This window comes from Variovorax sp. 01N425 (assembly GCF_056399465.1).
Genome location: NZ_JBFTRJ010000007.1, coordinates 215,533 through 233,930 on the forward strand (window position 1 = coordinate 215,533; position 18,398 = coordinate 233,930).

The 18,398-nt window shown below is 67.6% G+C and carries 20 protein-coding genes and 1 tRNA gene; 9 read left to right on the top strand and 12 right to left on the bottom strand.

Going from position 1 to position 18,398, the window contains the following annotated elements; translation table 11 throughout:
* Positions 1-47: 47 nt before the first annotated feature.
* From shkS to serS, 3 genes are all read right to left on the bottom strand, one after another.
* A complete protein-coding gene (shkS, locus tag AC1DSC_RS14730; RefSeq protein WP_015866803.1) occupies positions 48-1,463 on the bottom strand; it encodes a surface-behavior sensor histidine kinase ShkS in 1,416 nt (471 codons plus the stop codon).
* 236 nt (positions 1,464-1,699) lie between these two features.
* Positions 1,700-1,789, bottom strand: a tRNA-Ser gene (locus tag AC1DSC_RS14735).
* Positions 1,790-1,847: 58 nt separating this feature from the next.
* Complete coding sequence (gene serS, locus AC1DSC_RS14740; RefSeq protein WP_018905263.1) at positions 1,848-3,179, bottom strand: serine--tRNA ligase; 1,332 nt, start codon at positions 3,177-3,179, stop codon at positions 1,848-1,850.
* A 61-nt stretch (positions 3,180-3,240) separates the two neighbouring features.
* Between serS and AC1DSC_RS14745 the strand changes: the two genes are divergently transcribed.
* Positions 3,241-3,642, top strand: coding sequence for a VOC family protein (locus tag AC1DSC_RS14745; RefSeq protein WP_015866805.1), 402 nt, complete (start codon positions 3,241-3,243; stop codon positions 3,640-3,642).
* Positions 3,643-3,754: 112 nt separating this feature from the next.
* On the opposite strand, the gene AC1DSC_RS14750 is transcribed toward AC1DSC_RS14745, so the two are convergent.
* Genes AC1DSC_RS14750 through AC1DSC_RS14760 form a run of 3 tightly spaced genes read right to left on the bottom strand, consistent with a single transcriptional unit; the run spans position 3,755 to position 6,160 of the window.
* Entirely contained in the window at positions 3,755-4,717 is a 963-nt protein-coding gene (locus AC1DSC_RS14750; protein WP_369663378.1) for a threonine/serine dehydratase, read from the bottom strand.
* Positions 4,714-5,682 carry a 4-hydroxy-3-methylbut-2-enyl diphosphate reductase gene (gene ispH / locus AC1DSC_RS14755; protein WP_015866807.1) on the bottom strand — a complete coding sequence of 323 codons (969 nt, stop codon included), beginning with the start codon at positions 5,680-5,682 and terminating at the stop codon, positions 4,714-4,716. Before ispH ends, AC1DSC_RS14750 begins: the two co-directional genes overlap by 4 nt.
* Positions 5,683-5,716: 34 nt before the next feature.
* Positions 5,717-6,160 carry an FKBP-type peptidyl-prolyl cis-trans isomerase gene (locus tag AC1DSC_RS14760; RefSeq protein ID WP_015866808.1) on the bottom strand — a complete coding sequence of 148 codons (444 nt, stop codon included), beginning with the start codon at positions 6,158-6,160 and terminating at the stop codon, positions 5,717-5,719.
* 109 nt (positions 6,161-6,269) lie between these two features.
* On the opposite strand from AC1DSC_RS14760, the gene radC reads away from it, so the two are divergent.
* Positions 6,270-6,947 (top strand): RadC family protein, encoded by a 678-nt coding sequence (gene radC, locus AC1DSC_RS14765; RefSeq protein WP_015866809.1) that lies wholly within the window; start codon positions 6,270-6,272, stop codon positions 6,945-6,947.
* Complete coding sequence (locus AC1DSC_RS14770; protein WP_015866810.1) at positions 6,947-7,603, top strand: Smr/MutS family protein; 657 nt, start codon at positions 6,947-6,949, stop codon at positions 7,601-7,603. The genes radC and AC1DSC_RS14770 overlap by 1 nt, the downstream gene beginning before the upstream one ends.
* 13 nt (positions 7,604-7,616) lie before the next feature.
* On the opposite strand, the gene AC1DSC_RS14775 is transcribed toward AC1DSC_RS14770, so the two are convergent.
* Genes AC1DSC_RS14775 through fabV form a run of 3 tightly spaced genes read right to left on the bottom strand, consistent with a single transcriptional unit; the run spans position 7,617 to position 10,512 of the window.
* The gene (locus tag AC1DSC_RS14775) at positions 7,617-8,840 is read right to left on the bottom strand and encodes an NAD(P)/FAD-dependent oxidoreductase (RefSeq protein WP_369663379.1); all 1,224 of its coding nucleotides are present in this window, start codon (positions 8,838-8,840) and stop codon (positions 7,617-7,619) included.
* Positions 8,841-8,869: 29 nt separating this feature from the next.
* The gene (locus AC1DSC_RS14780) at positions 8,870-9,289 is read right to left on the bottom strand and encodes a group II truncated hemoglobin (RefSeq protein ID WP_015866812.1); all 420 of its coding nucleotides are present in this window, start codon (positions 9,287-9,289) and stop codon (positions 8,870-8,872) included.
* A 26-nt stretch (positions 9,290-9,315) separates the two neighbouring features.
* Positions 9,316-10,512, bottom strand: coding sequence for an enoyl-ACP reductase FabV (fabV, locus tag AC1DSC_RS14785; protein WP_369663380.1), 1,197 nt, complete (start codon positions 10,510-10,512; stop codon positions 9,316-9,318).
* Between the two features lie 187 nt (positions 10,513-10,699).
* Between fabV and AC1DSC_RS14790 the strand changes: the two genes are divergently transcribed.
* The 5 genes from AC1DSC_RS14790 (at position 10,700) to AC1DSC_RS14810 (ending at position 14,810) form a co-directional block, all read left to right on the top strand.
* On the top strand, positions 10,700-11,527 hold the full coding sequence (locus AC1DSC_RS14790) for an ABC transporter substrate-binding protein (RefSeq protein WP_015866814.1): 828 nt from the start codon (positions 10,700-10,702) through the stop codon (positions 11,525-11,527).
* Positions 11,528-11,617: 90 nt separating this feature from the next.
* On the top strand, positions 11,618-12,313 hold the full coding sequence (locus AC1DSC_RS14795) for an amino acid ABC transporter permease (RefSeq protein ID WP_369663381.1): 696 nt from the start codon (positions 11,618-11,620) through the stop codon (positions 12,311-12,313).
* 13 nt (positions 12,314-12,326) lie between these two features.
* Entirely contained in the window at positions 12,327-13,049 is a 723-nt protein-coding gene (locus tag AC1DSC_RS14800) for an amino acid ABC transporter permease (protein WP_278877261.1), read from the top strand.
* Positions 13,046-13,789: an amino acid ABC transporter ATP-binding protein gene (locus AC1DSC_RS14805; RefSeq protein ID WP_062365771.1), complete on the top strand. Its 744-nt coding sequence runs from the start codon at positions 13,046-13,048 to the stop codon at positions 13,787-13,789. The genes AC1DSC_RS14800 and AC1DSC_RS14805 overlap by 4 nt, the downstream gene beginning before the upstream one ends.
* A gap of 16 nt (positions 13,790-13,805) precedes the next feature.
* Positions 13,806-14,810, top strand: coding sequence for an isopenicillin N synthase family dioxygenase (locus tag AC1DSC_RS14810; RefSeq protein WP_369663382.1), 1,005 nt, complete (start codon positions 13,806-13,808; stop codon positions 14,808-14,810).
* Here the strand turns inward: AC1DSC_RS14810 and AC1DSC_RS14815 are convergent.
* The 3 genes from AC1DSC_RS14815 to AC1DSC_RS14825 all read right to left on the bottom strand — a co-directional run bounded on the left by AC1DSC_RS14815 (position 14,753) and on the right by AC1DSC_RS14825 (position 17,194).
* On the bottom strand, positions 14,753-15,088 hold the full coding sequence (locus tag AC1DSC_RS14815) for a hypothetical protein (protein ID WP_015866819.1): 336 nt from the start codon (positions 15,086-15,088) through the stop codon (positions 14,753-14,755). The genes AC1DSC_RS14810 and AC1DSC_RS14815 overlap by 58 nt on opposite strands.
* Positions 15,085-15,771, bottom strand: a complete 687-nt coding sequence (locus AC1DSC_RS14820) for an HAD family hydrolase (RefSeq protein WP_027729935.1) — start codon at positions 15,769-15,771, stop codon at positions 15,085-15,087. Before AC1DSC_RS14820 ends, AC1DSC_RS14815 begins: the two co-directional genes overlap by 4 nt.
* 82 nt (positions 15,772-15,853) lie before the next feature.
* Complete coding sequence (locus AC1DSC_RS14825) at positions 15,854-17,194, bottom strand: MFS transporter (protein ID WP_015866821.1); 1,341 nt, start codon at positions 17,192-17,194, stop codon at positions 15,854-15,856.
* A gap of 175 nt (positions 17,195-17,369) precedes the next feature.
* Between AC1DSC_RS14825 and cyoA the strand changes: the two genes are divergently transcribed.
* Entirely contained in the window at positions 17,370-18,398 is a 1,029-nt protein-coding gene (cyoA, locus tag AC1DSC_RS14830) for a ubiquinol oxidase subunit II (RefSeq protein ID WP_015866822.1), read from the top strand.

Below are 18,398 nucleotides of genomic sequence, written 5' to 3' on the forward strand. Positions count from 1 at the left end.
GAAGGGTTGAACCGCGCCTTATGCGCGGTTTTTTATTGGCCGCCGGCTCAGCCGCCGGAGGCGCTGACGCGGGCTTGGGCCACGGCTTCGTCGGCGTCGTGCAGGGCGACGCGGAACACGCTGCCGCTGCCGAGGCGGGAGCGCACGCTGACGGGATGGCCCAGCACGTGCGAGAGGCGCGCGACGATGGCCAGGCCCAGGCCGAAGCCGTCGGACGTGCCGGCGTGGTCGGCCACCTTGTAGAACTCCAGGAACACGTCGCGCAGGTGTTCGGGCGCAATGCCGATGCCGGTGTCCCACACCTCCACGCGCAGGCCGTCGCGCGTTTGCCGCGAGGCCAGCAGCACGCCGCCGTCGGTGGTGTACTTGATCGCGTTGGCCAGCAAGTTGCCGAGCATGCGGCGCACCCGGATCGGGTCAGTCAGGAAGCTGCCCTCGGTCACGTGCACGCGGAAATCGAGCCCCCGGCTTTCCGCTACCGGGCGGTATTGCAGTTCCAGGTCATGCAGCAGTTCGGCCACGTCCACACGCTCGATGTGCAGGCGCACCTGGCCCGAATCGATGCGCGCGAGGTCGAACATCGAATCGAACAGCGCGTTCACCGCGTGCGTGGCGCGAACGATCTTGGGCGCGAGTTCCAGCACCAGTTCGGGCTCGTTGCGCAGCCAGTCGGCGTAGAGCGACAAGGCCAGCACCGGCTGGCGCATGTCGTGCGCGGCGCTCGCGAGAAAGCGGTTCTTCATGGCCACGGCCGCCACCGCGGCCTGCCGCTGCTGCGTGAGCGACTTGATCAGGATGTGGTTGTGGAACAGCAGCTCCAGGCTGTTGCGCGCCGTCTCGTGGATGTGGCGCCCCGCGCGCAGCAGCAGGAACCAGTGCAGGATCGGCAGGATCGGCATCAGGAAGCCGTACTGGAAATGCGGCTCCACGAGGTTGATGCTCACGAGCCGGATCAGAACCGCCCCCAGCATCGTGATGAACAGCGTGTTGACGTAGCGCTTGAGCAGCGGTGGATGCAGCGCCAGCCCGTTGAGCGGAAAGGTGCCGACGCCGGCCACGATGAGCCAGCTCATGAACTGGTTGACCTGCGGCGTGCGCTCGAAGAACAGCAGGATCGACAGGCCCCAGACCACCGCGCTGGTGCTCCAGATGAAGCCATAGCGTTCGGTGAACTGCTGCTGCGCCGCCGCGCTCCGGCCGGCGTAGCGCACGGCATAGACCCTCGCGCCCCAGGCCCGGCAAGCCGTGGCAATGAGGCCCGCGGCAAGCCAGGTCAGCAGTTCCCATCGGGGCACATAGCTCCAGTTCAGGCCGACCATCCCCGGCATGAGCGCCGCCGAAACAATGTAGGACCCGCGCGCGGAGCGCATGAGGCTGCGGATCAGCTCGCCGCGTACCCAGGATTCAGCTTCGTCGGCCGAAGCCGGGACCGGTGTCACGCTCGCGATCGACGGATTGGCCATGTGGCGCGGAGCCTCTTGTTCATTCGGGACTACAAGGAAAAAATCCCGGCATGCGGGGGGCATGGGGAGGTGCGATCTTAACGGCCCGATACAGTTGCTTCGAAGCTTGCCCGGACGCCTTGAGCAGCGGCCGCGAAAAACGCGAAGGCATGGGAAACGAAAGGCTCCGGTTTCGCCGGCGCGGATGGCCGGGCCGTGCAACGGGCAAAAAAATAGCCCCTTTGCGGGGCCATTCTTGGAGGAGAGGGAGGGATTCGAACCCTCGGTACTATCGCTAGTACGCCTGATTTCGAGTCAGGTACATTCGACCACTCTGCCACCTCTCCGGTGCTGTCGAGCCTGCGATTATAGCAGACCAAAACCGGGCTTTTGAAGCCCGCTCGTTCAGCCGCGCAACAGTTCCAGTCCGCCGAGGTAGGGCCGCAGCGCCGCGGGCACGTTGATCGAGCCGTCCTCGTTCTGGTGGTTTTCCAGCACCGCGACCAATGTGCGGCCCACCGCCAGGCCCGAGCCGTTGAGGGTGTGGACGAGTTCGTTCTTGCCCTGCGCGTTCTTGAAACGGGCCTGCAGGCGGCGCGCCTGGAAGGCTTCGCAATTCGAGACCGAGCTGATCTCGCGGTAGGTGTTCTGCGCCGGCAGCCACACCTCGAGGTCGTAGGTCTTGGTGGCGCCAAAGCCCATGTCGCCGGTGCACAGCAGCACCACGCGGTACGGCAGCTCGAGCGCCTGCAGCACGGCCTCGGCGTGGCCGGTCATCTGCTCGAGCGCGTCGTAGCTCTTTTCGGGGTGGACGATCTGCACCATCTCGACCTTGTCGAACTGGTGCTGGCGGATCATGCCGCGCGTGTCGCGCCCGGCGCTGCCCGCTTCGGAGCGGAAGCACGGCGTGTGGGCCGTGAGCTTGATCGGCAATTGGGCCTCGGCCACCACCTCGTCGCGCACGAAGTTGGTGAGCGGCACTTCGCTGGTCGGAATGAGGTAGAGCGCCGAATGGTCGGGCGCGGGCTCGCCCTCCTGGCCGCCCTTCTTGGCAGCGAACAGGTCGCCTTCGAACTTGGGCAGCTGGCCGGTGCCGCTGAGGGTGGCGGCGTTGACGATGTAGGGCACGTAGCACTCGGCATAGCCGTGCTTCTCGGTCTGGGTGTCGAGCATGAACTGCGCGAGCGCGCGGTGCAGCCGGGCGATCGGCCCCTTCATGACGGTGAAGCGCGAGCCCGCGAGCTTGGCGCCCATCTCGAAGTCGAGCCCCAGGGGCGCGCCCAGGTCGACGTGGTCCTTGGCCGCGAAGGGCAGCGGCGCGGCATTGGCGCCGGCACCGCCCTGCGGGCTCCAGCGGCGCATCTCGACATTGCCGGTTTCGTCCTCGCCGACCGGCACGCTGGCGTGCGGCAGGTTGGGCACGGCCAGCAGCAGTGCCTGCAGTTCGGGCTGGATCTGGTCGAGCCGCGCGGACTGCGATTCCTGCTCGGCCTTGAGCGCATTGACCTCGGCCATCAGCGCATCGACCGGCTCGCCCTTGGCCTTGAGCGGGCCGATCTGCTTGTTCAGCGCGTTGCGCCGGGCCTGGATCTCCTCGGTGCGGGTTTGCAGCGTCTTGCGCTCGGCCTCGAGCGCGGTGAACGCCGACACATCGAGGTAGGGCTGGTTCTTCTTGCGTTTTTCGAGGCCGGCCACAGCGGAGGCCAGGTCTTTGCGGAGCAGAGTGATGTCAAGCATGGGGGGATTTTAGGTGGGCGTAGCATCGCCCTCCCGCAACTTCAACCGAAGGGAAAGAGCGATGCAAGCCTATCTGACATTCAACGGCAACGCGGCCGAGGCGCTGGCCTTCTACGCGAAGGCGCTGGGCGGCAAGGTCGTCTTCAGCATGAGCTTCGGCGAAAGCCCGATGGGTGCCGAAACGCCGGCCGCCTACAAGGACAAGATCATGCACGCCACGCTGGAGGCCCGTGGCCACCAGCTGATGGCCTCCGACATGCCGCCCGGCATGCCCTTCGAGGGGCACAAGGGCTTTTCGCTGTCGGTTCAGGGCAGCAGCGTGGACGAGGGAAAGAAGCTGTTCGATGCGCTGGCCGAAGGCGGCGAGGTCACGATGCCGTTCGGCCCGCAGTTCTGGGCCGCGGGCTTCGGCATGCTGAAGGACAAGTTCGGTGTGCCTTGGATGGTCAATTGCGAGAAGTAAATAGAGCCCCCCGGCTTTTCACTTCGCTGCGCTGCGTGTAATTCGCCACCCCCCGGGGGGGAGGCGCGGCTCGCCTTGGGGCGGCCCGGCGGCGGCCGCCTCGCTGTCCGCCTCAGGCCACGGTGGCCGGGTCGACATTCGCGCCGCAGACGATCAGGCAGACCTTCTCGCCTTCGCGCGGCACGTAGGCACCGGTCTGCAGCGCCGCCAGCGGCAGCGCGGCGGCCGGCTCCACGGCGAGCTTCAATTCCTTCCACAGCCACTGCTGCGCGGCGCGGATGGATTCGTCGGACAGGAGCAGTGCGTCCTGCACGTATTGCTGGGTGATGTCCCAGGAAATGGCGCCGATGCGGCGCGCGCCGAGCGAATCGGCGGCAATGCCGCCCACCTCGACGTCGACCGGCTCGCCGGCCTGGCGGGCGCGGTACAGCGTGGGCGCCTTTTCGGGCTCGAGCGCCACCACGCGGGCGCGCTTTTCGAACCAGCCGGCAAGGCCGCCGATCAGGCCGCCGCCGCCCACGCTCACGAGCACGGAATCGGGCAGGCCGCCCTCTGCCTCGATCTCCTGGCCGAGCGTGCCCGCGCCGGCCACGACTTCGGGCTGGTCGTAGGCATGCGTGAGCAAGGCGCCGGTTTCCTCCTGGCGCGCGAGGCAGGCCGCCAGCGCGTCGGGATAGAGCTCCCCGACCACCACCACCTCGGCGCCGAGCGCCCTCAGGCGGGCGCGCTTGGCTTCGGGCGAGACGCCCGGCAGGAACACCTGGCAGCGCACGCCCAGCGCCTTGGCGGCCGCCGCGGTGGCAATGCCCGCGTTACCGCCCGAGGCCACGATCACGCCGCTTTCGGGAATGTCGTTGGCCAGCAGGCGGTTCATCATGCCGCGCGCCTTGAAGCTGCCGCTCACCTGCATGTGCTCGAGCTTGAGCCACAGCTCCACGCCCGGCGCCGCGAGGCCGAAGGCCGCGGACGGCAATTTCCAGAGCGGGGTCTGGCGCAGGAAGCCGCCGGCGCGCTCGCGCAGCCTGCGGGAGGCGCTCTCGGTTTCAGAGCGCCAGCGGGTGTTTTCGTTGTTCAAGAGATGTGTCCAGGAGGGGGAATGTCGTCGAGCTTGAGGCCCTTGGGGAGCGGAAACTTGATGGTTTCCTCGATGCCGTCCATCTTGCGGACCGACACCGCGCCCAGCGCCCTCACGCGCTCGACCACTTCGCGCACCAGCACCTCGGGAGCGGAAGCGCCGGCCGTGAGGCCGACCCGGCCCTTGCCCTCGAACCACTCGGGCTTGAGCTCGTCGGCCGAATCGACCATGTAGCTTTCGGTGCCCAGGCGCTCGGCCAGCTCGCGCAGCCGGTTGCTGTTGGAGCTGGTGGGGCTGCCGACCACGATCACCAAGTCGACCTGCGGGCTCAGGATCTTGACCGCGTCCTGGCGGTTCTGCGTGGCATAGCAGATGTCCTGCTGTTTGGGCTCGCGCACCTTCGGAAAGCGCGTGCGCACGGCCGCCGCGATCTCGGCCGCGTCGTCCACGCTGAGCGTGGTCTGCGTGACCACGGCGAGCTTCTCGGTCTGCGCGGGCGCCACCTTCGCCACGTCTTCCACGTCTTCCACCAGGTGGATGCCGCTCGAAAGCTGGCCCATGGTGCCTTCGACCTCGGGGTGTCCCTTGTGGCCGATCATGATGAACTCGTAGCCCTCCTTGGCGAGCTTGGCGACCTCGACGTGCACCTTGGTCACCAGCGGGCAGGTGGCATCGAAGACGTCGAAGCCGCGGTCGCGCGCCTCCTGCTGCACCGCCTTGCTCACGCCATGCGCGCTGAACACCAGCGTGGCGCCGGGCGGCACGTCGGCCAGGTCCTCGATGAAGATCGCGCCCTTGGCCTTGAGCTCGTTGACCACGTAGGTGTTGTGCACGATCTCGTGGCGCACGTAGATCGGCGCGCCGAACTTGGCAATGGCGCGCTCGACGATCTCGATGGCGCGGTCCACGCCGGCGCAGAAGCCGCGCGGCTCGGCAAGGATCACTTCCTCGATGTTCGGGTTCATGCCAGGGATCCTGCGGTTCTTGCAGCCGGGCCGCTCATAGGACACCGATCAGCCGGACCTCGAAGGTCACGGGCTGCCCGGCCAGTGGATGGTTGAAGTCGAAGCGCACCGCGGTTTCGTTCGATTCGACCACCGCGCCCGCATAGCTGCCCGCGCCATCGGGCGTGGGGAACTGCACCACGTCGCCGACCGCGTACTGCTCGTCGGGGTCGCCCATCTGCGCGAGCAGCTTGCGGGCCACCCATTGCTGCATCTCGGGATTGCGCTCGCCGAAGGCCTCGCCGGCGGGCAGCTCGAAGGTGGCGTGGGTGCCCTCTTCCAGGCCCATGAGCCGCTGCTCCATGGCGGGCGAGAGCTCGCCGGTGCCCAGCGACAGGGTCGCGGGCTTGTCGGCAAAGGTGTTGATGATGTCGCCCGCCGGACCGGCCAGCCGGTAATGCAGGGTCAGGAACGAGCCGGAAGTCACAACGTGGGACATGGGTGCAGCGGAGGTAGGCAAAGACAAGGTGGGTGTCCCGATAAACTGGACTGCATTTTAAGGAACGGGGGCTTCCACCCGCTCTTTCAAGGTTTCACCCAGGTTTTCGATGGCATTCAAGGATCTCCCCGCCCACGCCCGCCCGCGCGAAAAGCTCATCGCGCGGGGCGCCGCCGCGCTGGCCGACGCCGAGCTGCTGGCGTTGCTGCTGCGCACCGGCGTGGCGGGAAAAAACGTGCTCCAGCTCGCGCAGGAGCTGCTCGACCACTTCGGCGGCCTTTCGGGCCTGCTGCAGACGAGCGCCGAGGACCTGAAGGTGATCAAGGGCATGGGCGGCGACGCCAAGCGCGCCGAGCTCATCGCCGTGCTCGAACTGGCGCGCCGCGCCATGGCCGAGCGCCTGAAGGAGCGCACGGTGTTCGACTCGCCCGGCACCGTCAAGCAGTACCTGCAGCTGCACATCGGATCGCGCCCCTACGAGGTGTTCGCGGTGCTGTTTCTCGATGCGCAGCACCGGCTGATCGTGCTGGAGGAGCTGTTTCGCGGAACGCTCACCCAGACCAGCGTCTACCCGCGCGAAGTGGTCACGCGTGCGCTGCACCACCAGGCCGCGGCCGTGGTGCTGTCGCACAACCATCCGAGCGGCAGCATCGAGCCCTCGCGGGCCGACGAGTCGCTCACCCAGACGCTCAGGGCCGCGCTTTCGCTGATCGACGTGCGCGTGCTCGACCATGTGATCGTCAGCGCCGGCCAGAGCTATTCGATGGCCGAGAAAGGGCTGCTCTGATGGCTTCCCGCACGCCGCCCATCAAGAACCTGGCCGACCTGAAGCAGGTGCAGCGCACGCTGGCCGAGACCCGCGAGCGCGAAGCGGCAGCGGCCGCCGCCAAGGCCGCGGCCGAGCGCAAGCGCATGGCCGAGAAAGACCTGTTCGCGCGCGCCATCGGCGCGACCGAGCCGCTGCGCCGCAAGGCCGTGGTGCCGCTCGCGCCCGAGCCGCCGGCGCCCATTCCGGTGCAGCACCAGCTCGACGAGCAGCGCGTGCTGCGCGAGTCCCTGTCCGACGAGTTCGACGTGACCACCCTGCTCGACGTCGACGACGCCATGAGCTTTCGCCGCCCCGGCATCGGCACCGACGTGACCGCGCGGCTGCGCAAGGGCGACTGGAGCATCCAGGCGCAGGTCGACCTGCACGGCCTGCGCAGCGACGAGGCGCGCGAGGCGCTCGGCGGCTTCATCCGCAATGCCTACAAGCAGGGGCTGCGCTGCGTGCGCGTGGTGCACGGCAAGGGCCTGGGCTCGCCCGGCAAGCAGCCGGTGCTCAAGACCAAGACGCAGCGCTGGCTGATCCAGAAGAACGAGGTGATCGCCTTCGTGCAGGCCAAGCCGGCCGAGGGCGGGGCCGGCGCGCTGGTGGTTCTGCTGGCCCCTGCGCGGCGCTGACTGCGGCAGGCCGTCAGGCCAGGTGGTTCTTCAGCGGGATCGAGACATCCGCCACCGCCGCCGCATCGGGGCTGCGGCCCGCCTCGAGCAGCTTGCGGCTCATCATGTGATCGACCGGCGCATTGACCGATTCGACGCATGCGAGCTGCCCGTCGACATAGTGGAACAGCGAGAACGCCTCGGGCTTGGGGCCGGCGCGGCGCACGCTGGACAGGCCCGGCGTGCCCTCGGCCGGCATCAGGCCGACCATCTGCAGGCGCATGCTGCCCTGGTCGGACCAGAACCATGGCACCGCGTCGTGCGGACGCGGCGCGCCGGTCAGCGTGGCTACGGCGGTGCGCGCCTGGTCGTTCGCGTTCTGCACCGATTCGAGCCGCAGCGCGCGGCCCGCGCGGCGGTCGGGAAAGCGCGTGCAATCGCCCACGGCGAGCACGTCGGGCGCGCTGGTCTGCATGTGGCCGTCGACCACGATGCCGTCGGCGCACTCGATGCCCGCGGCCTGCGCCAGCGCGGTCTCGGGCACCGCGCCGATGCCCAGCAGCAGCAGGTCCACCGGCTGCTTCACGCCGTTGACCTGGATCGACAGCAGCCGCTCGCCCTCGACCTCGAAGGCGCCGGTGCGCGCGCCGAGCACGATGTCGATGCCCGCCGCACGATGCGTGGCGAGCACGTGCGCCGACAGCTCGGGAGACACGGCGCGGCCCAGCAGCCGCGGCGCGCTCTCGATCACCTGCACGCTCTTGCCGAGCGCCTTGGCGGTGGCCGCCACTTCGAGCCCGATGAAGCCGCCGCCCAGCACCGTGACCTGCTGCGCGGCAGCCAGCCGAGAGCGCAGGCGATGCGCTTCGTCGGCGGCGCGCAGGCTGGCCACGTTCTCGAGGCCGGGCTGCAGGTCGGGCATCTGCCGCGCGCGCGTGCCGGTGGCCAGCACCAGCCGCTCCCACGGCAGGATCGCGCCCGAGCGCAAGGTGACGGTGTGCGCCTCGCGGTCGATGGCCACGGCCGCATCGCCCAGATGCAGCGTGATGCCCGCTTCGCGGTACCAGTCGGCGGCCTTGTGCGGCTGCGTGGTTTCCTCGGCGCTCTTGAGAAAGGCCTTCGACAGCGGCGGCCGGTGGTACGGCTCGCAAGCCTCCTCGCAGACCAGGTGCACGCGCGCGCCCTGCCCGGCTTCAGCCAGCCCCGCGCAAAGCTGGGCCGCGGCGTGGCCGCCGCCGATGATGACGATGGAATTCATGGAAGAGGATCTTTCGTTGTCTGTTTTATTTATTCGCCGCGATTGCGCATCCAGTCGGCCGTCTGGAAAAACGAATCGCGCAGGCGTGCGCGCAATCCCTCGGGCACGCCGGTCTCGCCCATGGCCTGGTCCATGCAGGCCAGCCACTGGTCGCGCTCCTTGATGCCGATGCTGTGGCCGCCGATGCTTTGCGGCAGATGCCGCGCGCGCAGCATCGGATGGCCGAAACGGTCGGTGTAGTGCTGCGGGCCGCCGAGCCAGCCGCACAGGAACCAGAAGAGGCGCTGGCGTGCGTTGTCGAGGCTCGTGCCGTGGACCGCGCGCAGCTGCGCATAAGCCGGTTCGAGCTCCATCAGGTCGTAGAAGCGGTCGACCAGCGCCTGCACCCGGGGTTCGCCCCCGATCCATTCGAAGGGGGTATCGGCGGGAGGCTTTTCGTGAATCTGCATGGCGGGAGTATCCCTCTGTGCGCCTGTCAGGCCTGGACGAGGTTCGGAATTCCCACGTCGGGATTCACGTCGGCCTCGTAGTCCACGCCTTCGATGCCGAAGCCGAAAAGGCGCAGGAACTCCGCCTTGTAGCCGGCGAGATCGGTGAGTTCACGGACGTTCTGGCTCGTGACCTGGGGCCAGAGCGCCGTCACGCGCGCCTGCACTTGCGGGGACAGTTCCTTGTAGTCCGCGCGCAGCCGGCCCTCCTCGTCGAGGTGCGGCGCGCTGCCATAGAGGCTGTCGGCAAAAAGCCCGTGGACCTGCTCGATGCAGCCCTCGTGCGTGCCCTCGGCCTTCATCACCTTGAACAGCAGCGACAGGTACAGCGGCATCACCGGAATCGCCGAGCTCGCCTGCGTGACCACCGCCTTCAGCACCGAAACGCGCGCATCGCCGCCCTTCGCGGCCAGGCCCGCGCGGATGCCGAGCACCTTCTGGTCGAGGTCCTTCTTGGCGGCGCCGATGGAGCCGTTCCAATAGATGTCGTGCGTGATCCGCTCGCCCAGGTAGGTGAAGGCGGTGGTCTTGGCGCCATCGGCCAGCACGCCGGCGGCCTGCAGCGCGTCGATCCACATCTGCCAATCTTCGCCGCCCATCACCGCCACGGTGTCGTCGATCTCTTTCTGCGTGGCGGGCTCGAGCACGGTGTCCTTGACGACTTCGTTGTCGGTGTCGAGGCCGCGCAGGCTCACGGCCTTGCCGATGGGCTTGAGCGTCGAGTTGAAGACTTCGCCGGTCTTCGGATGGGTGCGCCGCGGCGCGGCCAGGCTGTAGACGACGAGGTCGACCTGGCCCAGCTCCTCGCGGATCGCCTCGATGGTTTTCTGCTTCACGTCGTCGGAAAAACCGTCGCCGTTGATGCTCTTGGCGTAGAGGCCCTCTTGCGCGGCGGCGCGGTGGAAGGCGGCCGTGTTGTACCAGCCGGGCGAGCCGGGCTTGCTCTCGCTGCCGGGCCGCTCGAAGAAGACGCCCAGCGTGCCGGCGCCGCAGCCGAAGGCCGCGGTGATGCGTGCGGCGAGGCCGTAGCCGGTCGATGCGCCGATGACCAGCACCCTCTTCGGTCCGCCCGCGATCGGTCCCTTCGCCTTGACATGGTCGATCTGCTGCCTGACGTTGGCCTCGCAGCCCGCAGGATGGGTCGTGACGCAGATGAAGCCACGCACGCGCGGTTTGATGATCATGAAGAGCTCGCTGAAGAGGGATGCCGCGGGGGCCGGGGGCGCGGGTTTTTGCGCCGCGAATTTAACCCAGGCCGTGCCAGGGCCGATCCTGCAAGGCCATATGCATATGTCGATTGAGGATTTAATAATCGCGGGTTTTGTTGATAGGGTCCAGCCCTTCGTCTTTTCATCCGGAGTGAGAACAACCATGCGCCACACCCTGCTTGCCGCGGCCCTCGCCGCCTCCACCCTGCTGACGGGCATCGCCGCCCACGCCGACCAGCTCGCCGACATCAAGAAGAAGGGCGAGCTCGTGGTCGGCGTGCTCGGCACCGACGAACCCGCCACCTTCATCGACCCGAAGACGCGGCAGATCGTCGGCTACGAGGTCGACCTGGTGAACGCCATTGCCAAGAAGATCGGCGTGAAGCCGGTGCTCAAGCAGATTGCCGTGGCCGCGCGCATTCCCGAACTGCAGCAGGGCCACGTCGACCTGGTGGCCGCCGGCCTCACGCACAACAAGGAGCGCGAGGCGCAGATCGACTTCTCGTTGACCACCTTCGTCACCGGCCAGAAGGCCATCGTGAAGAAGGACAGCGGCATCACCGAGGTGCCGCAGCTCGCCGGCAAGAAGGTGCTGACCATCCGCGGCGGCACGCAGGAGCCCAACATCCGCAAGGCCGTGCCCACCGCCGAGGTCGTGACCTTCGACACCAGCCAGCAGGCCTTCCAGGCGCTGCAGCAGGGCAAGGGCGTGGGCTACGTGGACGACGAGGCCGCGCTGCTGCGCAGCTACGCCAAGCTCGGCCCGCAGAAGGCCCAGTACGTGGTGCTCAAGCAGAACCTGAGCACCGAGGCGCTGGCCATCGGCATCAAGAAGGGCGAAAGCGCGCTCAAGGCCGTGGTGGACGACACGCTGCGCGAGCTCGAGAAGTCGGGCGAAGCGCAGAAGATCTTCGTCAAGTGGTATGGGCCGAATACCGCCTCGGGCTTCCAGACGCGCGACTTCAAGCTCGAGAGCGACAAGATCGACTGACATGGTATTTCTCCTTCCCCTTCCGGGGGAAGGCAGGGATGGGGGCTTGCGGCCTCTGAACAGTCCTCGGCAGTGATACTGTCGCCCCCCATGCCCCTGTTCGACTATTCGCTGCTCTTGACCGGCAAGTACCACGACATGCTGGTCGCGGGCCTGTGGCTGTCGCTGCAGCTGCTCGCGGCCTCGCTCGTGCTGGCGCTGCCGATTGCACTGGTGGTGGCGCTCTTGCGCCTTTCGCCGCTCGCGCCGCTGCGCTGGCTCGGCTTTGCGTATGTGGAGAGCATCCGCAACATCCCGCTGCTCGCGCACATGCTGTTCTGGTACTTCGGCGCGCCCGAGCTGCTGCCCGAGGGCATCAAGCAGTGGCTCTATGCGGGCCACATCGAAGCCTACAGCGCCATCATCGCGCTGTCGCTCTACACGGCCGCCTTCATGGCGGAGGACATCCGCAGCGGCATCCGCGCGATTCCCACGGTGCAGTTCGAGGCCGGCCGCGCGCTGGGCTTCAGCTTCCTGGGCACCATGCGACGCGTGGTGCTGCCGCAGGCGCTGCGCGTGACGGTGCCGCCGCTGATCTCGCAGACGCTGAGCCTGTGGAAGAACACCTCGATCGCCACCGTGATCGGCGTGGCCGAGCTGATGTACCAGGCCGGGCAGGTCGAGAGCGCGAGCTTCCGCAGCTTCGAGTCGTTCGCGTTCGCGAGCGCGGCGTACCTGACGGTGTCGCTGGCCATCACGGGGCTGGCGACCTGGTACCACCACCGGTTCCCGGTGCGGACCATCTAGGGCTGTCGACGAGATGTTAGAGATCATCCACGACTACTGGGTCTACTTCCTGATCGGGCAGTACCCGAACGGGCCGCTCGGCGGACTCGTGCTCACGTTGCTGCTCGCCTCCTGCGGCCTGGTGCTCGCGCTGCCGCTGGGCATCGTGCTCGGCCTGGCGCGCGTGAGCCCGTGGCGCTGGCTGCGCTGGCCGGTGACGGGCTTCGTCTTCGTGGTGCGCGGCCTCCCCTTGCTGATGGTGATCTTCTGGGCCTACTTCTTCCTGCCCAGCGTCACGGGCGTGAAGACCGACCAGTTCACCACCATGCTGATCGCGCTCGTGGTGTTCGATGCGGCCTACCTGGCCGAGATCGTGCGTGCGGGCATCCAGGGCCTGCCGCGCGGCCAGATGGAAACCGCCCGCGCGCTGGGCCTGGACTATGGCCGCGCGATGCGCCTGGTGGTGCTGCCGCAGGCCCTGCGCAGCATGCTGCCCTCGCTGGTGAACCAGTTCGTCTCGACCATCAAGGAGACCTCGCTCGGCTACATCATCGGGCTGGCCGAGGTGTCGTTCATTGCGACGCAGATCAACACGCAGGTGTTCACCAAGCCCGCGCAGATCTACCTGATCCTGGGCCTGACCTATTTCATCCTGTGCTTCGGCCTCTCGCGCTTCGCCTACTGGCTCGAACGCCGGCTCGCGCGGCGCGGCATGTCCACCGCCAGCTCCGTCTCGGCTCCCAAGGTATCCGCATGATCGAACTCCAGAACGTCAACAAGTGGTACGGCAGCTACCACGCACTGGTCGACATCGACGAGACCATCCGCAAGGGCGAAGTGGTGGTCGTCTGCGGGCCTTCGGGCTCGGGCAAGTCGACGCTGATCCGCACCTTCAACCGGCTGGAGCCGATCCAGTCGGGCCGCATCCTCATCGACGGCAAGGACATCCATGCGGCGGGCACCGACGTGAATGCGTTCCGCTCGCGCATCGGCTTCGTCTTCCAGCAGTTCAACCTGTTTCCGCATCTCACGGTGCTGCAGAACTGCACGATGGCGCCAATGCAGCTGCGCGGCCTCTCGCGCAAGGAGGCCGACGAGCGCGCCATGGCCCTGCTGCAGCGCGTGGGCCTGGCCGGCAAGGCCAACGCATGGCCGAGCGAGCTCTCGGGCGGCCAGCAGCAGCGCGTGGCGATCGCGCGCGCCCTGGCCATGCAGCCGCCGCTGATGCTGTTCGACGAACCCACCAGCGCGCTCGACCCCGAGATGGTGGGCGAGGTGCTGCTCGTGATGCGCGACCTCACGCGCGACGGCATGACCATGGTCTGTGTGACGCACGAGATGGGCTTTGCGCGCGAGGTGGCCGACCGCGTGCTCTTCATGGACGAAGGCAAGGTGCTCGAACGCGCGACGCCCGACGACTTCTTCAACCGGCCGCAGCATCCGCGCGCGCAGCAGTTTCTTTCGGACATCCGCTCGCCCTTCGCGCGCGGCGCATGAGATGCTCTCCACGCCCATGACCGACACACAGACGCTTCCCGTGATCGACGTCGCCCCGCTCGTGGCCGGCGCCCCTGGCCGCGAAGGCGTGGCCGCGCAGATCGGTGCCGCCTGCCGCGCGCACGGCTTCTTCTATGCCACGGGCCACGGCGTCGACGCGGCGCTGGTGCGGCGCCTCGAAGAGCTGAGCCACCGCTTCTTCGAGCTGCCTGAAGAAACCAAGATGCGGTGGCGCATGGCGCTGGGCGGGCGCGCCTGGCGCGGCTACTTTCCGCTCGGCGGCGAGCTGACCTCGGGCCGGCCCGACTGGAAGGAAGGCCTCTACCTCGGCACCGAGCTGCCCGCCTCGCATCCGCTGGTGCAGGCGAAGACGCCGGTGCACGGGCCCAACCTGTTTCCCGACGTGCCGGGTTTTCGCGAAACCATCCTCGCCTACATGGCGGCCGTCACGCAGCTGGGCCACCGGCTGATGGAGGGCATCGCGCTGAGCCTCGGCCTGCCGGCCGCGTATTTCGCCGAGCGTTACACCGCTGACCCGCTGATCCTGTTCCGCCTGTTCAACTATCCCTCCCAGCCCGTGCCCGAGGGCCTGGACGTGCAATGGGGCGTGGGCGAGCACACCGACTACGGCCTGCTCACCATCCTGCACCAGGACAACGTGGGCGGCCTCGCGGTGCACACGCCCGGCGGCTGGATCGATGCGCCGCCGGTTCCGGGCGCCTTCGTCTGCAACATCGGCGACATGCTCGACCGCATGACCGGCGGGCTCTACAAGTCGACGCCGCACCGCGTGAAGCGCAACACCTCGGGCCGGGACCGGCTCTCGTTTCCGCTGTTCTTCGATCCGAACTTCGAGGCGCGCGTGCAGCGCATCGAAGGGCTCGCGGGTGCCGAGGCACGCGACGACAGCGCCGAGCGCTGGGACCGCGCCAACGTGCACGCCTTCAGCGGCCGCTACGGCGACTACCTGCTCGCCAAGGTGTCGAAGGTGTTTCCGCAGCTGCGCGACGAGGTGCTCTGAGGCGCTTTCGACGGAGGGCCGGCGGGAACGCCGATGAATTCGTCCTCCCAGTGGCCGACATCCGCATCGGGATCGGAGATGGGCACGAGCTTGTCGCTGCGGCAGTAGAAGGTCCAGCCCTCGAACAGCACGTCGTAGTAGGTGCCGGGCAGGTAGCGCTCGCTGGGCGCCTCGTAGGGCGCCGAGACCACCTCCACGATGCGCCCCACCGCGCGCTCGGTCATCGGCGACGCGAGGCAGCTGTCGAGCACGTGGCAGAGGGTCCCGATCTTGATCATGTGCGCATCACCTGGCCGGGAAACCATCGCGGCACGTGTGCCACGGCCTCATGCAGGGAGTCGAGCACATGGAACGCCCGCTCGATGATCGCAGCAGGCGGGTGCTTGAGGTCCGGCACGATCACGACCCGAAGGCCCGCCGCCAGCGCGGCCTTGGCGCCGTTCTCGCTGTCCTCGAAGGCCACGCATTCCGCGGGATCGACGCCCAGGCGCTCGGCCGCGAGCAGGTAGAGCGCCGGATCGGGCTTGGCGCGCGCCACCTCGTCGCCGCCCGCGAAGGCCTCGAAGTGATGGAGCACGTCGAGGCTGCCGAGGCAGGCCGCGATCTGGCCGCGCCCCGACGACGAGGCGACCGCGCAGCGTATGCCGCGCCCGCGCAGGGCCGTGAGCAGCTCGGCCGCGCCGGGCTTGATGGGAAAGAGCGGCCGGGCGTCGCCGTCGGCGCGTTCCAGCTGCAGCGCGGCGGTCACTTGCGCCGCCGCATGCTGGTAGGCGGCCGCGCCGCCGAGCAGCGCCGCAAGGATCTGCTTCGACTCGGCCATGGCCAGCCCCACGCATTGCAGGTACTGGGCGTGCGAAAGCTCGATGTCGAGCGTGCGGGCCGCTTCGATCCAGGCGGCCATGATGGGCCGCTCCGAATCGATGAGCAGCCCGTCCATGTCGAAGATGGCGGCGGTGAACATGGGGTGATCCTAAGCCCGTGCGGCGGAAAGCAAAAAGGGGCCGACGGCCCCTTTTTTGAATGAGCGGCTGCGATCCGCCTCGTCAGTCGCGCACCAGCGCCCGGTTGAGCCCCAGCGCCGCCAGCGTACCGACCGCGCCGGACAGCAGGTACACGCTCACATAGGCCAGCCCGAAATTCGCCGACAGCCCCAGCGCCACTAGCGGCGCGAAGGCGGCACCGATGAGCCAGGCCAGGTCGGCCGTGAGGGCCGCGCCGGTGTAGCGGTACTTGGGTTCGAAGTTCGAGGTCACGGCGCCGGCCGCCTGGCCGTACGACAGGCCCAGCAGCACGAAGCCCAGCAGGATGAAGATGTCCTGCCCGAGGCGGCCGCCGTCGAGCAGCGTGGGCGCAAAGCCGCTGAACACCGCGATCATCGCGGCCAGGCCGCCCAGCGTGAAACGCCGTCCCACGCGGTCGGCAACCACGCCCGAGGCCACGATGCCGCCGGCGCAGAACACCGCGCCGATCATCTGCACCACCAGGAACTCGGTGATCGACTGGTCGGAGTACAGCGTGATCCACGACAGCGGGAACACCGTGATCAGGTGGAACAGCGCATAGCTGGCCAGCGCCGCGAACGCGCCGATCAGCAGGTTGGCGCCCTGCGAGCGGGCCAGCTCGACCACGCTGGTGGGCTGCAGCTCGCGCTCCTCGAGCAGGCGGGAATACTCTTCGGTGGCCACCAGCCGCAGGCGCGCGAACAGCGCCACCACGTTGATCGCGAAGGCCACGTAGAAGGTGTAGCGCCAGCCCCAGTCGAGGAAGTCCTTGAGCGGCAGGTTGGCGTAGAGGTAGGCGAACAGCGCGCTGGCCACGAAAAAGCCGAGCGGCGCACCCAGCTGGCCCAGCATGGCGTACCAGCCGCGGCGGTTCTCGGGCGCATTGAGCGCCAGCAGCGACGGCAGGCCGTCCCACGAGCCGCCGAGCGCCAGGCCCTGGGCGAAGCGGAACACCGACAGCAGCACGATCGACGTGAAGCCGAGGCTCGCGTAGCCCGGCAAAAAGGCAATGCCCGCGGTGGAGGTGCCCAGCACGAACAGCGCAATGGTCAGCTTGGCTTCCCGCCCGAAGCGCCGCTGGATGGCCATCGAAATGACGGTTCCGAACGGCCGTGCGAGGAATGCGAACGAAAAAACCACGAAGGCGTAGAGGGTTCCCTCCAGGCGCGCCTCGAACGGAAAGAACACCGCCGGGAACACCAGCACCGAGGCAATGCCGTAGACGAAGAAATCGAAATATTCCGACGCGCGGCCGATGATCACGCCCACGGCGATCTCGCCGGGTGCGATGTGTGAATGTTCGTCGCCCTGCCGGGCGGCGTTTTCGGACGTGTTCGGCACAGGCTGTGCGCCTTGCGGACTGATGCTGGACGTCGTCGTCATTGCGTTTTTTAATTCGGGTGTCACCGGCAGTGACAGAGGTAGACCATTGAACAGGTTCCAAGCGTCTCACCGAATGAGGATTCCCGCCATAGGACAAAACGTCCAATAGGCGGCGAAGGCCTTTGGTCGTAGATTGTGGAGTCTTTGCGCAGCCCACGCACTTCTTTCTTTCGGCATGCCCACCCTCAAATCTCTTCGCCGATGGCCCCTGTTGCTTCCGCTTGCCTTGCTGGCAGGCTGCAACACGGTGCTCATGAACCCTTCCGGGGACATCGCCAACCAGCAGGGACGCCTCATCGTCGTCTCCACCGTGCTGATGCTGATCATCATCATTCCGGTGATCGCGCTGACCCTCTTCTTTGCCTGGCGCTATCGCCAGTCGAACAAGGAGGCCGACTACAGCCCCGACTGGGACCACTCCACCCAGCTCGAACTCGCGATCTGGGCCGCGCCGCTCCTGATCATCATCGCGCTGGGCGCCATCACCTGGATCAGCACCCACACGCTCGACCCGTACCGGCCGCTCAGCCGGCTCGACGCCGAGCGCCCGATTCCCGCCGAGGCCAAGCCGCTGGTGGTCGAAGTGGTGGCGCTCGACTGGAAATGGCTCTTCATCTACCCCGAGCAGGGCTTTGCCACGGTGAATGAAATGGCCGCGCCGGTCGACCGGCCGATCACCTTCAAGATCACGGCCTCCTCGGTGATGAACTCCTTCTTCATTCCCGCGCTGGCCGGCCAGATCTACGCCATGCCGGGCATGGAAACCAAGCTGCATGCGGTCATCAACAAGCCGGGCGAGTTCGAGGGCTTCTCGGCCAACTACAGCGGTGCGGGCTTCTCGGGCATGCGCTTCAAGTTCCACGGCCTGAGCAACACCGACTTCGACCAGTGGGTGCAGAAGGTCAAGTCCGGCAAGGACGGCGAACTCACGCGCGAGCAGTACAAGAAGCTCGAAGCGCCGAGCGAGCGCGAGCCGGTGCGGCACTACGCCGCGGTGGCGCCCGACCTGTACGACGCCATCCTCAACCTCTGCGTCGACCGCAACAAGATGTGCATGAAGGAAATGATGGCCATCGACGCGGACGGCGGACTGGGCAAGCCCGGCGCGTTCAACATTGCCACCAGGAAGGCCTGGCAGGCTGACACCCTCACCAATTCGCCCACGCGCAAGTACGTGACGGCGATGTGCACCACCGAAGAATGA

Coding starts and splice junctions, on each gene's coding strand:
- AC1DSC_RS14790 (WP_015866814.1), top strand. CDS start 10,700: ATGCGCCACACCCTGCTTGCCGCGGCCCTCGCCGCCTCCACCCTGCTG.
- AC1DSC_RS14780 (WP_015866812.1), bottom strand. CDS start 9,289: ATGCAGATTCACGAAAAGCCTCCCGCCGATACCCCCTTCGAATGGATC.
- AC1DSC_RS14760 (WP_015866808.1), bottom strand. CDS start 6,160: ATGTCCCACGTTGTGACTTCCGGCTCGTTCCTGACCCTGCATTACCGG.
- AC1DSC_RS14820 (WP_027729935.1), bottom strand. CDS start 15,771: ATGTTCACCGCCGCCATCTTCGACATGGACGGGCTGCTCATCGATTCG.
- AC1DSC_RS14775 (WP_369663379.1), bottom strand. CDS start 8,840: ATGAATTCCATCGTCATCATCGGCGGCGGCCACGCCGCGGCCCAGCTT.
- radC (WP_015866809.1), top strand. CDS start 6,270: ATGGCATTCAAGGATCTCCCCGCCCACGCCCGCCCGCGCGAAAAGCTC.
- AC1DSC_RS14800 (WP_278877261.1), top strand. CDS start 12,327: ATGTTAGAGATCATCCACGACTACTGGGTCTACTTCCTGATCGGGCAG.
- shkS (WP_015866803.1), bottom strand. CDS start 1,463: ATGGCCAATCCGTCGATCGCGAGCGTGACACCGGTCCCGGCTTCGGCC.
- AC1DSC_RS14745 (WP_015866805.1), top strand. CDS start 3,241: ATGCAAGCCTATCTGACATTCAACGGCAACGCGGCCGAGGCGCTGGCC.
- AC1DSC_RS14815 (WP_015866819.1), bottom strand. CDS start 15,088: ATGATCAAGATCGGGACCCTCTGCCACGTGCTCGACAGCTGCCTCGCG.
- cyoA (WP_015866822.1), top strand. CDS start 17,370: ATGCCCACCCTCAAATCTCTTCGCCGATGGCCCCTGTTGCTTCCGCTT.
- fabV (WP_369663380.1), bottom strand. CDS start 10,512: ATGATCATCAAACCGCGCGTGCGTGGCTTCATCTGCGTCACGACCCAT.
- AC1DSC_RS14795 (WP_369663381.1), top strand. CDS start 11,618: ATGCCCCTGTTCGACTATTCGCTGCTCTTGACCGGCAAGTACCACGAC.
- AC1DSC_RS14810 (WP_369663382.1), top strand. CDS start 13,806: ATGACCGACACACAGACGCTTCCCGTGATCGACGTCGCCCCGCTCGTG.
- ispH (WP_015866807.1), bottom strand. CDS start 5,682: ATGAACCCGAACATCGAGGAAGTGATCCTTGCCGAGCCGCGCGGCTTC.
- AC1DSC_RS14805 (WP_062365771.1), top strand. CDS start 13,046: ATGATCGAACTCCAGAACGTCAACAAGTGGTACGGCAGCTACCACGCA.
- serS (WP_018905263.1), bottom strand. CDS start 3,179: ATGCTTGACATCACTCTGCTCCGCAAAGACCTGGCCTCCGCTGTGGCC.
- AC1DSC_RS14825 (WP_015866821.1), bottom strand. CDS start 17,194: ATGACGACGACGTCCAGCATCAGTCCGCAAGGCGCACAGCCTGTGCCG.
- AC1DSC_RS14770 (WP_015866810.1), top strand. CDS start 6,947: ATGGCTTCCCGCACGCCGCCCATCAAGAACCTGGCCGACCTGAAGCAG.